The 17,953-nt window shown below is 40.6% G+C and carries 13 protein-coding genes; all 13 read right to left on the bottom strand.

The window, feature by feature from the left end:
- Positions 1-35: 35 nt before the first annotated feature.
- Positions 36-2,075, bottom strand: a complete 2,040-nt coding sequence (locus tag ACLHDG_RS04910) for a glycoside hydrolase (protein WP_415407874.1) — start codon at positions 2,073-2,075, stop codon at positions 36-38.
- A 4-nt stretch (positions 2,076-2,079) separates the two neighbouring features.
- Positions 2,080-4,581, bottom strand: a complete 2,502-nt coding sequence (locus tag ACLHDG_RS04905) for a sugar phosphate nucleotidyltransferase (protein WP_415407873.1) — start codon at positions 4,579-4,581, stop codon at positions 2,080-2,082.
- 185 nt (positions 4,582-4,766) lie between these two features.
- Positions 4,767-5,045, bottom strand: a complete 279-nt coding sequence (locus ACLHDG_RS04900; protein WP_415407872.1) for an isoamylase early set domain-containing protein — start codon at positions 5,043-5,045, stop codon at positions 4,767-4,769.
- A 91-nt stretch (positions 5,046-5,136) separates the two neighbouring features.
- Entirely contained in the window at positions 5,137-6,096 is a 960-nt protein-coding gene (locus ACLHDG_RS04895; protein WP_415407871.1) for a 6-phosphofructokinase, read from the bottom strand.
- Positions 6,096-7,316, bottom strand: coding sequence for a phosphoglycerate kinase (locus tag ACLHDG_RS04890; protein ID WP_415407870.1), 1,221 nt, complete (start codon positions 7,314-7,316; stop codon positions 6,096-6,098). The genes ACLHDG_RS04895 and ACLHDG_RS04890 overlap by 1 nt, the downstream gene beginning before the upstream one ends.
- Positions 7,317-7,371: 55 nt before the next feature.
- Positions 7,372-9,045, bottom strand: a complete 1,674-nt coding sequence (glgP, locus tag ACLHDG_RS04885) for an alpha-glucan family phosphorylase (protein WP_415407869.1) — start codon at positions 9,043-9,045, stop codon at positions 7,372-7,374.
- A 24-nt stretch (positions 9,046-9,069) separates the two neighbouring features.
- The gene (locus tag ACLHDG_RS04880) at positions 9,070-10,332 is read right to left on the bottom strand and encodes a glucose-6-phosphate isomerase (RefSeq protein WP_415407868.1); all 1,263 of its coding nucleotides are present in this window, start codon (positions 10,330-10,332) and stop codon (positions 9,070-9,072) included.
- Positions 10,332-11,327, bottom strand: a complete 996-nt coding sequence (gene gap, locus ACLHDG_RS04875; RefSeq protein WP_415407867.1) for a type I glyceraldehyde-3-phosphate dehydrogenase — start codon at positions 11,325-11,327, stop codon at positions 10,332-10,334. Before gap ends, ACLHDG_RS04880 begins: the two co-directional genes overlap by 1 nt.
- 291 nt (positions 11,328-11,618) lie before the next feature.
- Positions 11,619-12,812 carry an NrfD/PsrC family molybdoenzyme membrane anchor subunit gene (gene nrfD / locus ACLHDG_RS04870; protein WP_415407866.1) on the bottom strand — a complete coding sequence of 398 codons (1,194 nt, stop codon included), beginning with the start codon at positions 12,810-12,812 and terminating at the stop codon, positions 11,619-11,621.
- 10 nt (positions 12,813-12,822) lie between these two features.
- A complete protein-coding gene (locus ACLHDG_RS04865; protein WP_415407865.1) occupies positions 12,823-13,386 on the bottom strand; it encodes a 4Fe-4S dicluster domain-containing protein in 564 nt (187 codons plus the stop codon).
- Entirely contained in the window at positions 13,386-15,830 is a 2,445-nt protein-coding gene (locus ACLHDG_RS04860) for a molybdopterin-dependent oxidoreductase (protein ID WP_415407864.1), read from the bottom strand. Before ACLHDG_RS04860 ends, ACLHDG_RS04865 begins: the two co-directional genes overlap by 1 nt.
- A gap of 151 nt (positions 15,831-15,981) precedes the next feature.
- Positions 15,982-16,323, bottom strand: coding sequence for a hydrogenase/urease nickel incorporation protein HypA (gene hypA, locus ACLHDG_RS04855; protein WP_415407863.1), 342 nt, complete (start codon positions 16,321-16,323; stop codon positions 15,982-15,984).
- Positions 16,316-17,953, bottom strand: a complete 1,638-nt coding sequence (locus ACLHDG_RS04850) for a hydrogenase maturation protein (protein ID WP_415407862.1) — start codon at positions 17,951-17,953, stop codon at positions 16,316-16,318. The genes hypA and ACLHDG_RS04850 overlap by 8 nt, the downstream gene beginning before the upstream one ends.

Genomic DNA, 17,953 nt, shown 5'->3' with positions numbered 1-17,953 from the left:
CTCTTACGTATACTTAATTTTTCCCAATGATAGCATTAGACAAACCAGTTTTCATCATAGGTAGCATCCAGTGCAATCTCAAGTTCACCAAACCCCGGAAGGGTTTGAATAATGATACCTTCACGTTCAATCTCAAAACGAAGCTGTACTTCTTGGGTATCCCTTTCATTAAAATCAAGACTGAGTTCCAACCAGGACTTATAAGCTACCAACAATTTTATTTTATTCGATTCCATTATCGATTTTTTTGTTCTGAATAATGATGTCATTGAAATTTCAAACCGCGTATCAAACGGTTCTATCGTGATATATAGCTTCTCACAGTGCTGTAAAGCTTCCATATCACCTTCAAAGGCACAATAGACCACTTTCTCATTTTGTCCGAAACGGATACGCTCTATCGGTCCGCGTTTTCTATCCATGGTTGAAAAAAGTTTTGTCTCATCAACGATCCCACAGCCGACCCATTCAAAAAATGCGTTATGTCCGCCATCAATAAGCGGCTGTATAGGAAACTTGGGTTGCAATAGAAAATCTTCCCCGCTCCGATTAGTAATGATCGGTATATAGAGATCATTGGGCGGTGATATTTGCATAAGATGATAGATGTTGATCAGATGTGACCGGAAGAGTTCATCAAATTCAGCAGAGAACTCTGTAGAATGGTCATCTCCATACCACCAGAACCAGTCAGAACACTCTGCAGCCAGAAAATGCTGCAGGATCTTCGTTTGTATCTCCTCATCAAGCCCCTCTTTATGGTGCTCATAGTCACGTCTGGTCATATAGATAAGCTCCCAGCCTCGTGTCTTTTCAGGATGTCCAACCCATGTATTGAATTCACCGTGTATCCAACTCCCTGCTGCAAGATGAGGCAGTTCTCTGGCATCTTGCTGCGCGATCGTATCCATCCCAACCATACTGCACCACTCTGTCTCTGCGAGTTTTGTATATAATGCATCAAAAAAATCAAAGGCATTATTATAATAAAACTCCCAGGCATTCTCTCCATCAAGGATGACGAAAACAGTACACTTGTCTCCTCCTTCTACCATTGGATATAGCATAGAGACAAAATGATCAGCAGCACGTTCTGCTGCCCAAAAACGGTAGGTGAAACCAATTAGGTCACTCAATCCATGATCACGAAAACCCATTATCACTCCATTATGCTTATAGGAGTGATAAAGGGCATCACGATGGTCTGACCCCAAAGATTTAAACAGGATCGCCTCATCTGTTGCGATCCATTTCAGTCCGGCATCACGGTAGAGAGCAACACTACGTTCATCAACTGCACCTTCCGCCGGCCAGAACCCTATGGCATCATGACCAAAAGTCGTTTTATAGAGTGCCTGTGCCTGAGAAATTTGGAGTTTAGCATCTGCCACAAGCGATAATGGATGCTCAGGGATGTTGGTCCCCGGATGGGCACTCTCTGCATTGTTCATATCGATGAGTAGCGGTAAAATAGGATGGTTGAGGGGTGTTGTAGAGAGAGAAATTATTCCTTCACTCTGCAGTTTTGCATAATAGGGAAAGATCGTTTTAATAAAATCACCAAGTGTCTGCAATAATGCATGTTTATGTTCACATTTGAACTCACTTTCTGAAGCAAGCAGTTCTTTGACTGTATCGTTGTGTGTTCGGAGATAGACACCACACCATGCAAGAATGAACCAAACCTCCATATCACAGAGTGCATCATCATCTATCTGTTCCATATGATAAAGCTGTCGATAAGGTTCGATCGGTTCGATCATGGTCTCATATGGTGCACTTTTGCACATCTTGATCATCCACTGTCGATCTGTTTCATTTAATTCCGATGGGTGCTTCATCCATAAAGCAAAAAAGCGGTCATTTGAGACTATATCATCACTATAGAGTTGTATCTGTTCTATGAGTGGAGGAGTAATGTTGAATGTAGCTTTCAGTCCATTATGTCGGGCAAGCATCCAAGGCATATCATAATAATCTTTGATAGCATGCAGAAAAACCCACGGCATCTGCATGACATCGGAGGCATCACGATAATCGGGCTGGTGCATGTGCCATAAGAAAGCCAGCTGCATTATTCTACTCTGCCCAACTCTCTATTTTTGCTTTATACTGATCATAGATCGCTTGACCTCTCTCTTCATTCACTGCCTGAATGTAGAGATTGAGATGATCACTGTATTGATCCGGGATCATCAGGATCCAGTCTTTCCCATTCAACCATATCTTAACACCATCAGCCGAGGAGGAACGCTTATCTCTTGCATCTTCAAGGAATTTACGCATCATTTTTCCCTTAAGTGCCTGTGAACACGCTACCTTTGTCTGCGTATGATAGAAACTTTCTGTTTTTATCACCAGTTCAGAAAGCTTAATATCATGTTTGATGATCATTTCCAGAATTTTAATAGCAGCATACATAGAATCTCTATAAAGAGAGAATTCAGTAAAGGCAAAATTACCGTCTGCTGTTGCGATCAGATCATATTGTTTCAGTTGCTCAGCTTTAAAATCAGCATATTTTCCATACTCGATATCAAGATGCTCAAACTTGATCATATCCGGAGCCCAGGTAGGTAGGAAAATACGTTTTCTACCCTCTTTGGCAGCTTCTATATCCATCAAAGTGAGAACGATCAGCAGGGAATCCTGCATTGAAAGTAGATCTCCTTTATCACAAATAATATCCAGACGCTGACCAAAAGGATAAAGTAAAAAACCTGCATCGAGTTTCAAACTTTTGACGATTTTTCCCATATCTTCAACTGAATGCTTGACCAGGGATTTGAAGTTTGCCAGTCGATGGGCATCATGAAAGTTATTAAAGATCATATTTCCGATATTAAGATCATTGAGTACATAAGGGAAAACCTCACAAGACGCCCCATGCATTATATCAACTGCGATCCGACAGTCATGACAAGCAAAAAGTCTTTTCTGGAAACTCTCTTCCATACTTTTTTTATAGTTGGTACACTCCTCAATACGGTGTGACTCAGTTACTTGTCCAATTTGACTAAAATCAACTCTTCTAAAGGATTCTTTAAAATAGGCCTTTTCAATTTTTTTAGCTAGATCACTGTTGATACGAAGTGCTTCATCATTATAAAAGGTCACTACTGTAGTAGTTGTATCTTCTCTATCTTGTTTAAAATAGATCCCTGCGACATAATCCGGATTGTGCGAAAGATCATAGCGCATGACTGAGGAAGGGATACTTTTCAGATCCACAACATTGATCCCGGCAGCAAGCATACCTCCTACGAAAGCTCTCTTGAGCATTCGAGAACTTTTATGATGATCTCTGGCTATTAAAAGAGTACTTCCGACAGGAAGCTGCATTCCAAAAGCTTCTGCCAACTTACCGGACATTTCACAGGAGAGTTCCACATTGGATTTCCCCACCACTATACCGTTTTCAAAAATAGAGTTCTTGTATCTGCTCCCCAAAATAACATTAGAACTGACGATCGATGCATCTTCTATCTCTTTGTCCGGCCAGATAGTGACATCTTTTTCTACAGTTACCAGTTCTCCAATTCTACATCCCTCTGCAAGTATGATGCCGGCAGTCATTTTAGTGTTTCTTCCAATGACATTGTTATTACAGATCACACCATTATCAATCTTGGTGCCTTTGTCGATTGTCACATTTTCCCAGATAACCGAATTGCTGATCTTGCAATCTTCTCCGATAGTGATATCATCACCGATCACAATATTTTTAAGTTTAGTCCTTTCGCCAATGTGGACATTTTTTCCCAGAACCACTTTTCCGATGATCTCTACACACTCATCCAGTTTGTAAGGTTCATCACTGTAAAGTATTCCATCAGGATACTTAGTCATATTACCATGTATCTTGAAGTCAACACGCCCGCTCATAATATCTTCATGAGCCTCTCTGTAGCTGTCAGGGTTACCGACATCCCTCCAGTAACCGTTAGCATTACCGGCGATCAGTTCTACACCTTCTTTCATGAGCAGAGGAAAGAGATCTTTGGCAAAGTCAAAGTTCTCCCCTTTAGGGATATAATCAAGAATTTCAGGCTCGATGATATAGATACCGGTATTGATCGTATCACTGAAAACCTCTCCCCAGCTTGGTTTTTCCAGGAATTTCTCTATTTTTCCCTCTTCATTGGCGATCACCACTCCAAATTCCAGAGGGTTTTCTACAGAGGTAAGGGTAATCGTGAGTTTGGATTTTTTTTGCTTGTGATAGTCAAATATCTTTTGGAAATCAAAATCTGTCACCAGGTCACCACTGATAATAATGAAATTATCATCACCGATGTGCTCCTGTGCCAGCTTGACTGCACCGGCAGTACCATAATCATCATCCGGTATTACATAAGTAATATTCATACCGAATTTGCTTCCGTCTCCAAAATAATCCTGGATCACTTCCGGCTTAAAATAGAGAAGAACAATAAAATCTGTTATCCCCAGATCTTTGAGAGTTATCATTGTGTTTTCCATCATCGGACGGTTCACAACTGGTAACATTGGTTTAGGTCTTGAGTTTGTAAGTGGCTGAATTCGTGTTCCGAATCCTCCTGCCATGACTACTGCTTTCATAATTTACTTCCTCCCTTTTAATAATTAAAAAATATATAAGCTTTATTGATAAGTATCTTTTGTATACACTATAATATTATTATATATCAAAATATGTCAATATGTATTAAAAAACCTCAAATATACATCAAAGTCTTTGGGAGTGTGAAATTTAGTAAAAAATTTAACTTTAACTAGCTAAGTTTTTAAAGTTCCAACAGTGAATTATGTGAGTCGAAAGGTGATTCAATACACCCAATTTCATCATCACATTGCCATTCATGACCGTTGATACGATAACCAAACTGATAATTCTCATCTGTTTTCAGCACTTTGGTAATGTAGAATTCACCGCTTTTTTTTACTTTCATTGCTTCATTTTCCCAATCATTCCATTCACCGCTGATCTCTACACTTTCTCCCGCTGTTGATGGCAATGTGAAAGTTACCCAAGCCTTGTTCCCTTTTTTTGTAATCTTTATCATGTAATACTCCTTTTTGTATTTACCCGAATTATACACTAGCATTATGAAAATAGCGTTTATACTTTCTATCTTCTATATTTCGAAAATTATATTAATCTAGCAAACTGACTGCATCAAGAAAGCGCTGAGGCAATTGGTATTGGTTTGAAACCACCTCTTTGATCTCGATCAGTTTGAATTCACCTTTTTGATAGGCAACCATTTTATTCGAATTATCATGTGAAAGAAGATGATTGATAGCTGTAATAGTAAAATCAAATGCCATCATCCTGTCTCTGACTGTCGGATTTCCACCACGCTGAATATGTCCGAGAATACTGACACGTGTCTCCAGTCCGATAGTATCCTGTAGCCATTTATGTACTTCGCTGGTCTGATTGGTCCCTTCCGCAACAATTGCCAGGACGTAGTTACGTCCTGATTCCACCTCTTCGCGCAGACGTTTACCCTGTTTTTCATACTCAAACTCTACTTCGGGAATGATACATACTTCTGCACCACTGACCATGGCAGATACAATGGCAAGATACCCACAGTGACGCCCCATCACTTCGACCAGAAAAGCACGGTTGAAGGAGGATGCGGTATCTCGGATCTTGTCAAGTGCATCACGTATGACATTGAGAGCAGTATCGACACCAAGACAGTATTCGGTACCATAAATATCATTATCGATCGTAGAGGGGATACCGACAAAATTAAGATCAAACTCGGAACTGAACTTCTCCATAGCACGGAATGAACCGTCACCACCCAGTACAATAAGCCCTGTAATATCGTGCTCTTTGAGATTATTATACGCTTGTTGTCGGTATTCATACTCAAAAAAACGTTTGGAGCGTGAGGAACGAATGATCGTACCGCCACGGTGTACAATACCTGCTACATCATGATGAGTAGCCGGTTTGATCTTATTGTCGATCAAACCTTCAAGTCCGTCATAGATCAGAAAGGGACGTTCTCCCATTTTATAAGCATAATCAACAAATTTTTTGATCGCGGGATTCATCCCTGGTGAATCACCACCGGATGACATAATTGCTAAAGCCATTACAACTCCTCTTCTATTCTATCAAGATTAGCAAAACCGGGTAATATTTTGCCCTCAAGCAGTTCAAGACTTGCTCCACCGCCTGTAGATATAAAACTGAAATTATCAGCTTCTCCTGTTTTATCAACAGCGTCAGCTGTATCACCACCACCCACTATCGTATAGGCATAACAGTCAGCTATAGCATTGGCGATCTTGTAAGTACCTTTTGAGAATCTGTCTATCTCATAGATCCCCATCGGTCCGTTCCAGATAATGGTATTGGAAAGACCTATGGCTTCACTAAAAAGCTTTACAGTAGCCGGTCCGATATCAACTGCCTGGAATCCTTCGAGTACATCCTGTGCAGGTACCACTTTGATATCTACTGGTGTTTCGATCGAATCTGTAATAACAAGATCAACAGGCAGATAGATCTTGACCCCATTTTTCTTAGCCTGTTCTATGACATCACATGCTGTTTCGATATACTCTTTTTCATAAAGAGAACGCTGCATATCGTAACCAAGTGCCTCGAGAAAGGTGTTGCTCATAGCACCGCCGATGATAAGTTTATCGATCTTTTGAAGCACCTCTTTTAACAAAGTGATCTTGGATGAAATCTTTGCACCCCCGATCACAAGTGCTATAGGGTGTACTGGATTTTCCAGAGCTTTTGAAAAGGCTTCTATTTCACGCATCATTAAAAAGCCAGCCACCTTGGTGTCGACATAGTCCATTACACCATAGGTCGAAGCGTGTTTACGGTGAGAAGTACCAAAGGCATCATTGACATAAATATCACAAATAGAGGCAAGTCTCTTTGAAAGCTCAGGATCATTTTGCTTTTCACCTTCCTTGAATCGAATATTTTCAAGCAAAAAAACACGTTCTAGTGAGCAGGTGGCAATCTCATCTCGGGAGCTTACAAAATCTTCAATAAATTCAACCCGCTTCTGCAGTAGCCGTTCAAGACGTTTAATGATATGTTTCAAAGAGTACTTCTCATCGTACTTGCCTTTGGGACGTCCAAAATGAGAAACCAGTGTGATCGAACAGGCATTATGATCGATACAGTAATTGATCGTCGGAAGTGCTGCGCGAATACGACGGTCATCTGAAATATTATTATGCGAATCAACAGGAACATTAAAATCGACCCGGATCAAAACACGTTTACCGGTGACATCTATATCCTTAAGACTTTTTACACCCATCATTGTAGTGATATTAGAGATCATGTTATGTTTCCCTTATACCATGAACATACATTCATAATACTCTCTTGCCATACTTCTAAAGTCCGGGTATGGAAGGCTCAAGATGAAGAGTAAACATACGCTCATAATACTCTCTTGCCATACGTCCGGAGTCAAAATCAGCTTCGATCTCAGACATCGCATTTTTCATGATCTCAACCCACTCTTGCGGATCATCATAATAGAGTGGAAGGATCTTGTTTTCCAGTACATCCATCATATTTTCATAGTCTTGTCGATCCTGATCTTCAATTGAAAGATCTGGATCAGCAAAAGGAATAGTAAAGGCATTCTTACCATCTCTGGCAAACTCCGGATGCCATCCGTCATCGATGGAGAAATGAATAGAGCCGTTCATACTGGCTGTCATACCGCTAGTACCGCTGGCTTCACGTGTAATTCTCGGAGTATTAAGCCAAATATCACTTCCCTGCTTTAGTAGGCGGGAAATTCTAAGTTCATATCCGGTAATTACCGCAATATTTTTATAATGACGGCTTATCCGGATCAGTTCATTGAACGTATCGATAGAACCCTGGTCAGTGGGGTATGGTTTACCAGCCCAAATGATCTGTACCGGTCGCTCTTCATTTGTGATCAGTTTAACAAAACGTGCCAAGTCATATTTGAGTAGATCAGGGCGTTTGTACTCCGCAAAACGGCGTGCCCAGACAATAGTAAGCACCTCAGGGTCAAGCATTTTTCCAGTTTGATCAGCTACAAGATCAAAAAGAAGCTTTTTGAGATGTTTTTTACGTGCCATTACCTCATAATCCTCATGTTCATCAAGTGCACGGATCAGAGTTTTATCGGTCCAATATTTTTTGTTTTGGGCATTAGTGATGGAGATAATGTCACATCGATCAACAATATGATCCCACATTTCATTGGCCACCTTACCATGGATCTTGGATACTGCATTGGCAATTTTGGCACTACGCAGTGCACCGACGGTAAGACTGAAATTGTCTCCCTCTTCATAACCACTGAGCTTACGTACGGTTTCAAGTGAATGTCTGTTAAAAAAGCCCATCTCATGCAGGAAGTGGATATTATGTTCTTCATTTCCTGCTGCTTCGGGAGTATGTGTTGTAAAAACGACATGCTCACGCAGTGCTTCCATCGTTTGATAGTGTTTTCCATACAGTTCATAGACAAGCGGCAAGGCATGTCCCTCATTCATATGATAAATATCAACCTTGTGATTCAATGCTTCAAGTACTTTAGTTCCTCCGATACCTAATACGATCTCCTGTGCCACACGGGTACGCTCATTACCATCATAAAGTTTATGTGTAATGGTTCGTGAAAGGTAGTCATTTTCATCAGTATCAGTAGAGAGGAGAATGATCGGTGCAGAACCAAAAATATCGGGACGAAGCAGGAATGCTTTGATACGCACCTCTTCATCATTAACCCTTACCGTTACATGAACATCAAGCTCTTCAAGAAAGTAGTAGAATTTTCTTGTAAAAGCGGGGCGCAGTGTGCCATCCTCATTACGTGCCTGATCATAATAACCAAAACTCCAAAGCAGCCCGATACCCACCACATTCTGCTTGAGGTCATAAGCACTTCGCATATGTGACCCTGCAAGAAAACCAAGACCTCCGGAGTAGATCTTGAGTGACTGTGCAATAGCAAACTCCATAGAAAAGTAGGCAACACTTTTACTATATTTTGGATTTATATCATAACTGTGTAATTGCATTTGTTTTATCCTTCGTATTTAAAACTATTTGTTGAGATTGGCATAAAGTATGGTTTTACCTAGTTCTACACCCGGTTGATCATAGGTATTGATCTTTAGCATTGACCCGGTCAGAGATGTCAGAAGTTCATAATAGATGATCATTGCACCGATATTTTCTTCATTGATCTTAGAGATCGTAATACCATCTGTAGGAACACCATTGTCAATAAGACTCTGACGGGTAGCATCACACTGGGCATTGATAAGCTCATTGAATGTCTTGCCATTGATAAAGTCTGTTTTTTCAATATGTTTGAGTGAAATATCAGGGATAAGTAGATCATTTTCAAAATCATCAATATTGATGAAAGTGACAGTTTTGTCTTTAGGTCCTTCGATCACCAGCTGTAAAAAAGAGTGCTGATCCACTGCACCGATCAGACCTATCGGTGTCATGCCAACGCTACCGCCTGTGCTGTCGATCTTACCTATGGACTCTCCCCAAAGCTGAACATACCATTTTGTCAAGTTCTCAAGATCATTGGCATAGGAGAAGAGGACATTGATCGAAAGCGCTTTGGCGTTCTCATAGTAATAGCAGGCTTTTTCAAGCAGGTGCTTCTCTTCTCCGACAAAGAGACGGTCTAAAAATGCTCCTGCACCACCTAGCAGGGCTTTTGTATCATACCCGGCAAGTGTCAAAGGAACAATACCCACTGCACTTAAAACAGAGAAACGTCCACCGACATTATCTGGGATATTAAACTGCTTGATACTGTAACTGTCTGCAAATTGTGAAAGGGATGAGCCTGCATCGGTAATCACCATCACACGTTCTTTGTCAGCACCATCAAGATCCAGATCAAAATGGGCAATAACAGTTTTAAAGATAGACGTCGTCTCGATAGTTCCGCCCGATTTGGAAATAACAATAAACAACGATGACTCTTTTTCCAATCTACTCAAAGTCTGTGAAATATTGATCGGATCGGAATTTTCAAACAGATGCAAATTCACAGGTGAATCATTTTTCGCAGCCAACAGAGAATCAATAGCCTTGATCCCCAAAGAGGAACCACCGATACCGATAATAACAATATCTTTGATCTTCCCTCCGGCAATCAATGTATTGGTTTCGCTGTACGATTTTAGCTCGTCTATCACTGCAAGCGAAGTTTCCGGAAGTCTGTAGTAGCCGATACGACCACTCTCTTTTTCCTCTTTGATTGCATTAAGCGCATCATCCATGATACCCTGCTGTGTATCAGTGGCATCAAATGTAAAATCACAGCTAAAGCTAAGCATTATTTACCTCCTACAAATACACACATATCTACAAGACGAGAACTGTAACCCCACTCATTATCGTACCATGCAAGCACTTTAACTGTCTTGCCATCAACCACTGAGGTCATATCAGGTACATAGGTCGCGCTGTAAGTAGAACCAATAAAATCACTTGAAACCCGTTTATCGTTATCGATCTCGATGAGACCTTTAAAACTGCCCTCAGCCGCATTATCAAAAGCGGAATTGATATCTTCTACTGTAACATCTTTTTTCAGATTGACTGTCAGATCCACTACAGAGACATCCGGCGTAGGTACACGCATCGCATACCCATTGAGTTTGCCTTTAAGCTGAGGCATAACCAGGGCAATAGCCTTGGCTGCACCGGTTGTTGTCGGGATCATATTGACCGCTGCTGCACGTGCACGCCGTTGATCTTTATTATGTTTAACATCAAGTACGTTCTGGTCATTTGTATAAGAGTGTATAGTCGTCATCAGACCATTTTCAATGCCAAACGTATCATCAAGTACTTTACAGATGGGTGCCAGACAGTTCGTCGTACAACTTGCATTAGAGATGATAGCCTCTCCTTTATACTCATCTGTATTGATATTCAAAACATATGTAGGTGTATCGTCTTTTGCCGGAGCTGACATAACCACTTTTTTAACACCATTTTTCAGATAACTTTGTGCTTTTTCTGTCGTCAAAAAGACACCGGTACACTCGATGACTACTTCCGCCCCTGCTGATCCAAAATCAAGCTCTTGAGGATCACGGGTACTGAACATCGTCACCTTTTTTCCATTGATCATGATGGTATTGTCATCAATGACCTTTGCATCAACACCGGTATGTACACTGTCATATTTAAAGAGATACTCTAACATATCCGGTTTTGCCGTTGTATTGATCGCTACGAGTTCAATATCATCACGTGAAGTGATGATCTTTGCTACGATCATCCCGATACGCCCTGTTCCGTTGATTGCTGCTTTGATTGCCATAATCCCCCCTGATTAGAATTTCATGCTAGTAATATACCCACTCTTTGAAATATCTTAGTTACATTATTGAAACTATCCAATATTCTGTGTTAAAACTACTAGTTACTTAAATTGTATCATAAATTTAAATCATTATCACAGTCTATTCTAAAAAAGTATATTGAATTGAGAGAGGGTAGTGATTTAGTTCCATATTGGCATCTTGGAGATGCCTCTTTTACTAATCATTATTATCTGATTACTTCCAAGAGAATAGATACTTTACAGATAAAAGATCAAAAGCTTATTCTCCTAGTGGTTATCCTCTTTCGTATGATCCAGATTGAAAAACTTATCTGCTGCATAATACATCATAAAAGCCAAACCTATAGCACCGATAGATATCATCCATTCTACCGCTGACGGGGTATATTCAACAAGTCCTGGAGCCGAAGTATATTCATGGATCTTCAGTGGCATCATAGGTGCCAATTGTGTATCATGTACAAGATCATAACGCATCCAGAATATTCCTACCATACCGATGATCGAAGCATAGACCAGTGCTTTTATAGCACGCCCTTTACTGAAAATAATGATGACAAAGGGGATCAACATCCCTAAAAGCACTTCACCGATCAAAAAGTGTTTGGATGTAAGTATATGCACAGCAATATCACCACGTTCAGGCATTTGACCATAAATAGCAGTCAACATTCGCCAAATCTCAAAAAAGATCAGAATAGCCAGCAAGAGTCCCAACACCTGTGCCAAAGTGACCATGAATTTTTCAACTTCAGGCGGAAATTTCATTTTATAACGCCAACCGTAAATTAAAAAAAGCAGATAGGAACCCGTTACCATCGCAGATAAAATAAAATAGAGTGGGAAAAAAGGACCATTGGCAATAGGACGGGCTACCAAAAATCCAAATACAGCACCAAGATTGGAGTGTGCAGCAAGCCCCACTACCAAGCCTGCAAGTCCAAAAATTTTAGAATATTTGTGACTATTATTATTGAGAAAGAAAAATTCCAAGATAATAAAGAAGAGATAGAGTCCATAAAGCGTTCCCATCCACCAGATGGCAGAACTCAGTCCAGGTGTCAATATATTATAGATCACCATACGGACTGGATGCCCTATCTCAAAGGCGATCACGGCAAATCCTGTCAAGATCGCTATAATGGCTCCAATAATTGCCCTCTTCCCAATGATCTGAAATTCTTTGATATTGAAGACATGTCCCAATGATGACATGATACACAGACCTGTACTTGAAACAACAAAAAAGACATACATTGCGATCAGAAGACCCCAGGCATGTTGTCTTGTAACACCATAAGCATGATGCCCTTGCACAAGATAGACACCAATACCGTAGAACATAGCAGTAACAAGTCCGATAGTGAGTAAAAACATAAAAACATTCAACACTGTGAACTCAAAACTAAAAAAAGATTTCAGTGTATGTTTATTATAAGGTAGTATTTTATTTAAATTCATCTCATGATCCTTATGTTAGATAAAAAAGTTTTGGTTGCGTACCAAGATGCTCTTTTAATCTATGATACTCTCTGTCTCTAAGTACCTGGGAAATTTCACTCTCAGGATCATCAAGATCACCAAAGATACGAACTTTTGTTGGACAAGTTGCCTGGCAGGCTGTTGTTGTCTCTCCCTGTATCATTCGGGTATCTGAGCAGAAGTTACATTTGTCAACGGTCATCGTTCTGTCATCGATATAGCGTGCATCATATGGACAAGCCTGCATACAATATGTACATAAAATACACTGATCAGGATTGACCCGAACCACACCATTGTCATCATAATAAGTTGCATTGGTGGGACAGACTGACTTACAAGGGGCGTTATCACACTGTTGGCACTGGCTGGGCTGGAAACTGCTTGAACCAATGCTTAGATTTGGGAAAACCCCTTCTATCTCATGTACCCCGACCCAGATACGGTGATTATCCGCTCCAAGCAAAATACCGTTCTCTTCTTTACAGGCACTTTCACATGCCTTGCAGTTGATACAGTTTTTGTAATCAAGTGCCATTCCATAACGTGCCATCACACTCTCCTTATATCTACGATCGTCTCATGCATTGCTGCGGAACCAAAGGCTTTTTCATAATGATCTTCAATAATAATATTATCATTTGCACCACGATGATGTGCCAAAGTGAGTTCACTTGATTCTGCACCGAACCCATGAACAAAGAACACCACATTCGTTCCTATCTTCTCAGTGGGGTATGCTTTTATCTTAATCGCACCGATACTGCTCTTCACTTCAACCATGTCATCAAGCCCGATCCCTTTTTCATCAGCAACACGCTTGTTGATCCATAAATGATTATCTGAAAGCAGATCTAACAACAGAGCATTATTGGCGCTTCCGCTTTGGGTAAATTGTCCGTGACGTCCAGTAATGAATCTGAATCGTCCTTTAGGTGTCGGTGTATAAAGCTCGTCTCGCCATGTCGGCATAGCATCGATCCCTTTCTTCTCTTCAAGATTGTAAAGCGCACAGGCGATCTTCTTTGTTGCAGTTCGGAAGTCTTTCTTTAAGACCGCTATCTCTTCTGTATCGACACAGGTATCATGATATGGCTCATTGATCAGGGCACCCTCAATAACTGAGTAACTCTTCTTATGTTCAGGGTAGTACTGATATTCATTGACAGATTTTCTTTTGAAGAATTTATCCATATCAGGATAAAAGACGCCTTTTTCCTGTAACGTATCCCATGCTTCTTCACCATAGACACTTGCAACCATATGATGATTAATCGCCGTCTGCGAATGACGATACCCATCAGCAAGATCATAACCCTCTTCTTTATACACCACTGTTTCACCACGATCTGCGATCTCTTCCTGTAGTGATTCATCATATTTTTTTGAAATTTCAAAAAGAGGTTTGGAGAGTTTTTCTCCAAGACCTCGCATCATCTCGATCACAGGTTTGGTATCATACTTCGCCTCAACCACTTGTTTACGCAGGGCAATGGAAGGTTCTGACCCACCAAATGTTTTGACGGGGTCTTCACGCTCCAGATAGACCGATTCCGGTAAAACAACATCTGCCATCATCACTGTATCGCTTGGCATAGTATCGATCACCACAACCAGATCCATTTTCTCAAGCATCTGTTTTGTTTTTGCTGTATTGGGAACAGAGAGCATAGGGTTTTGTTTGTAGGCAAAAAATGCACGTACCGGATAGGGAGCTGTTCCGTCAATAATAGTATTTCGCCAGGCAAGCCATGATCCGCTTGAGCCAACGACTGCAGCTTTGTCTTTCTCAATGCGTTCTTTGGCATTGTCATAACTTGGGGAAGGGATGGCATGCTCACCAAGAGGAAGTTTTTTTCCAAATACAATTCCCCCCTTCTTATCTATACCACCACCCAGAGCAGTGAATATCGCCTGTGCTCGTCTGAGCTGATAATCCTGATGGCTCCAAGCCGTTCGTCGCCCCTGATAATAGATGGATCTGGGTGCATGAGCCATAAAATCACGTGAGATCTTACGAATCTCCTCTGCCTTAATACCGGTGATAGGCTCTGCCCATTCTGGAGTATATTTACTATCGATAATATGTTTTTTATAGGCTTCAAAATCACTCATATTCTCTTGGGCAAAGCGTTTGTTGTAACGTCCCTCCATGAATGCCACATAGGTAAGAGCCAGTACAAAAGCCAGATCAGTCCCCACCTCAATAGGGAGCCATGTATCAGCATGTGCAGCAGTATTGGTAAAACGGGGATCAATCACAACAAGTTTTATTCCCCTGCCTTTTGTCCGTTTGAAAAGATCCATCGTATCAGGGGTCACGATCGCTTCGGCACGGTTAGCCCCCGCCATAATGACATATTCGGCATTATCAAGATCTGCCTGCCCATAACCCCCAAGGGTAAGTGTATACCCGGCGATCGTAGTGGTGAGACAAATACTGCTATGGTTCACAAAGTTAGATGAACCTATTTTATCTTTCATAAAAGAGGCATAGGTATGCTCCGCCATTCCCTCACCGGCACAAAATCCGATGGTAGATCTGTTATCTTTCTCTTCATCAAGGATCTTGACCATCTTATCTTTGATATGTTCATAAGCTTCATCCCACGTCACCCGCTTGAATTTACCTTCACCGCGTTCACCCATACGAATAAGCGGGTATTTCAAACGATCTGGGTCTTCCAGTGCCTGTATCCCGGCATTACCACGGGCACATAACATGTTTCTGGATTTTGGGAAAAGAGGATTGGGATTGAGTTTGGTCAGTTTTCCATCTTCAACACGTGCGATAGCTGCACATTTATTTACACACATTTCACAAAGTGTGGGGATTTGTTGAAGTTTGCCTGTTATCTGAGTCTTTGTCAAAGCAAAGTCAGCTATCTTGCTCTTCTCTTTCGTCTCGATCAGTGCCGAAGCAGCCCCCGACACAGCTACAACCGTTAATGCAGCAGAACCCTGAAGAAAACGCCGTCTTGATATTTCAGTTTTCATAAACATTCCTTACAAAATGAATAACTATTCAGTATTCTATGAAAAGTAAACTTAAATAGGAGTGAATAAATATTCATTTATAAAATTTAAAGTGATTTAATATACTTTATTTATGAGATATAGTATTATTTTAAGTTATGTAATAAAATTATTACTCCATCTCCAAGCTCATAAGGTACATATCTTCACCATCTATCACTTTGACATTTAAACTCTCACACTCTACACATTTATAGGTCAACTCATCTATCTCAAATTCAGCTTCACACTCATTGCAATAGAGTTTTATTTTCTGATGATTGATAATGAACTCTGCTCCATCACAAATTGTACCCTCCTTAAAAGTATCAAATGCTGTTTGCAGCAGATGTATCTCTACTCCACTCATCACACCTATTTTAGTGACTACTTTCGTCACCCTCTTGGCCTTATTCTCTTTGGCTATACCTTCACACTGATTCAACAAAGCCTGAACAATACTATACTCATGCATCAATAACTACCTTTTTTAATCTCTCTGGTGTGTCTCTTGGACATACTTTATAAACAAACGCTTCCCGAAGTTTATGAAAGATACTGTTAGCATCCCAAAACTCTGGATGCATCACTTCAAGCTCTCTCTCTTTGAGTGCCTCTATACGCTCGGTATGCTCTTCCAAATACTCCTGTTTCTCCCAGATAAAGTCATCATCATAAGTATTTTTAGCAAAGCTGTGCAGCTCTTCATAGTAATTCTCATGGGCATACACTTCATCTATCATCTTTATAGCTTTTGCTTTCTCTACCGACAAGGGTAAACACTCATTAAGCAGACGTTCTGCTATCTCTTCTCCTACCCTTTTAGGCAGGCTGTAGGTATGATATTCGCTTCCGCTAAGACCCAATGTTTTATAGTGAGGGTTTAACACTACTCCCTCTTTACCCACTGCATAATCACAGGCAAGACCCATAAAAACCCCACCTGCTCCAGCATTGCGTCCAAATGAGGCTATAGTAACTACCTCATCTGCATAGAGTATGGAACGCACCAAGTCATTCATAGCATTTATATTACCCCAGCCATCTTCACCCTGCTTTACACTATCTTCCAAAATATTTAAGTGAATGCCATTCGAGAAAAAGTCCATCCCGCCTATGAGCACCAACACTTCACACTCATTTTTCAAGTACTCCACTGCATACTTTAGTCGCATACACTGCTCTGCACTTATCGCTCCATTGTGAAAATTGAAACAGAGGTAGGCTACATTATCTCGTTTTTCTACACTTGTCTCATAAAAGGTATTATAACTCTTATCAAAAAGCAGTGGAAGCCTATCTTCCTTTATCCCTTCTAACCTATCTTTCAATACATAAGTAGCCGGCAGTTTGAATTTCCCTACCTCTTTTAAGTGTGTGATCCACACTGCACCATTCATGGTTCCCAGACAAATAGCCCCATCTCTCTTGGCAAGAATCTCTTTAGGTGATCCTCTGAAGAACTCTTCTTTCCATGCCCCAAATAAATAACACTGTACTCCCAATATTTCATCAAGTACCCCGGGAAAGCTGTCTGAGAGGTGTATCTTGTCAATAATGGTTTGTGTATCATCTTTTAGCCAGTCAATGGTTCTTTTGGCTTGTGTAAATCTCTCATGTATCGGGTTTAAAAGTTGTGGCACTTTAACATCTTTTCTCAGATTCATAAAAAATGCTTCCAATGCTTTTAGTGAAGCCTGTACTATCTCCTGACGATAGAGTGAAGCTTTATAAGTCTCTCGTACTGTGAAATTTTGCTGCGCATAGATATCTCCTCCATCATAAAGCGCATTGGCTTCAAAAATGACAACTCCCCACTCTTTTGTATGGCTTTTAAGTGCATACTCCAGAGCATTAGGTCCTCTATCACCCAAAGGTCCTGGATGAAAAATATAAGTAGGATACTTTTTATAGATACTTTCAGGTAAATAACACTTCAAAAAAGGGCATAAGATCAATTGTGGTTCAAATGCTGCTACCTCCGCTAATATCTGATTTTCACTTATAGCAAAAGCTACAGCAATGTCATCCCCTCTATCTTCCAGTGCAGTGTAGACTGCTTGGGTCTGAGAGTTGAAGGCAGTGCAAAGTAGGAGTATTTTCAT

Source organism: Sulfurovum iocasae (assembly GCF_047716765.1).
Classification (GTDB): domain Bacteria; phylum Campylobacterota; class Campylobacteria; order Campylobacterales; family Sulfurovaceae; genus Sulfurovum.
Note: the sequence above shows the minus strand (reverse complement) of the source record. Positions and strands in the feature narration are given on the sequence as shown.

Coding starts and splice junctions, on each gene's coding strand:
- ACLHDG_RS04905 (WP_415407873.1), bottom strand. CDS start 4,581: ATGAAAGCAGTAGTCATGGCAGGAGGATTCGGAACACGAATTCAGCCA.
- ACLHDG_RS04880 (WP_415407868.1), bottom strand. CDS start 10,332: ATGCTTAGCTTTAGCTGTGATTTTACATTTGATGCCACTGATACACAG.
- ACLHDG_RS04890 (WP_415407870.1), bottom strand. CDS start 7,316: ATGATCTCTAATATCACTACAATGATGGGTGTAAAAAGTCTTAAGGAT.
- ACLHDG_RS04850 (WP_415407862.1), bottom strand. CDS start 17,953: ATGAAAATACTCCTACTTTGCACTGCCTTCAACTCTCAGACCCAAGCA.
- ACLHDG_RS04860 (WP_415407864.1), bottom strand. CDS start 15,830: ATGAAAACTGAAATATCAAGACGGCGTTTTCTTCAGGGTTCTGCTGCA.
- hypA (WP_415407863.1), bottom strand. CDS start 16,323: ATGCATGAGTATAGTATTGTTCAGGCTTTGTTGAATCAGTGTGAAGGT.
- ACLHDG_RS04895 (WP_415407871.1), bottom strand. CDS start 6,096: ATGGCTTTAGCAATTATGTCATCCGGTGGTGATTCACCAGGGATGAAT.
- gap (WP_415407867.1), bottom strand. CDS start 11,327: ATGGCAATCAAAGCAGCAATCAACGGAACAGGGCGTATCGGGATGATC.
- ACLHDG_RS04910 (WP_415407874.1), bottom strand. CDS start 2,075: ATGCAGCTGGCTTTCTTATGGCACATGCACCAGCCCGATTATCGTGAT.
- nrfD (WP_415407866.1), bottom strand. CDS start 12,812: ATGAATTTAAATAAAATACTACCTTATAATAAACATACACTGAAATCT.
- ACLHDG_RS04865 (WP_415407865.1), bottom strand. CDS start 13,386: ATGGCACGTTATGGAATGGCACTTGATTACAAAAACTGTATCAACTGC.
- glgP (WP_415407869.1), bottom strand. CDS start 9,045: ATGCAATTACACAGTTATGATATAAATCCAAAATATAGTAAAAGTGTT.
- ACLHDG_RS04900 (WP_415407872.1), bottom strand. CDS start 5,045: ATGATAAAGATTACAAAAAAAGGGAACAAGGCTTGGGTAACTTTCACA.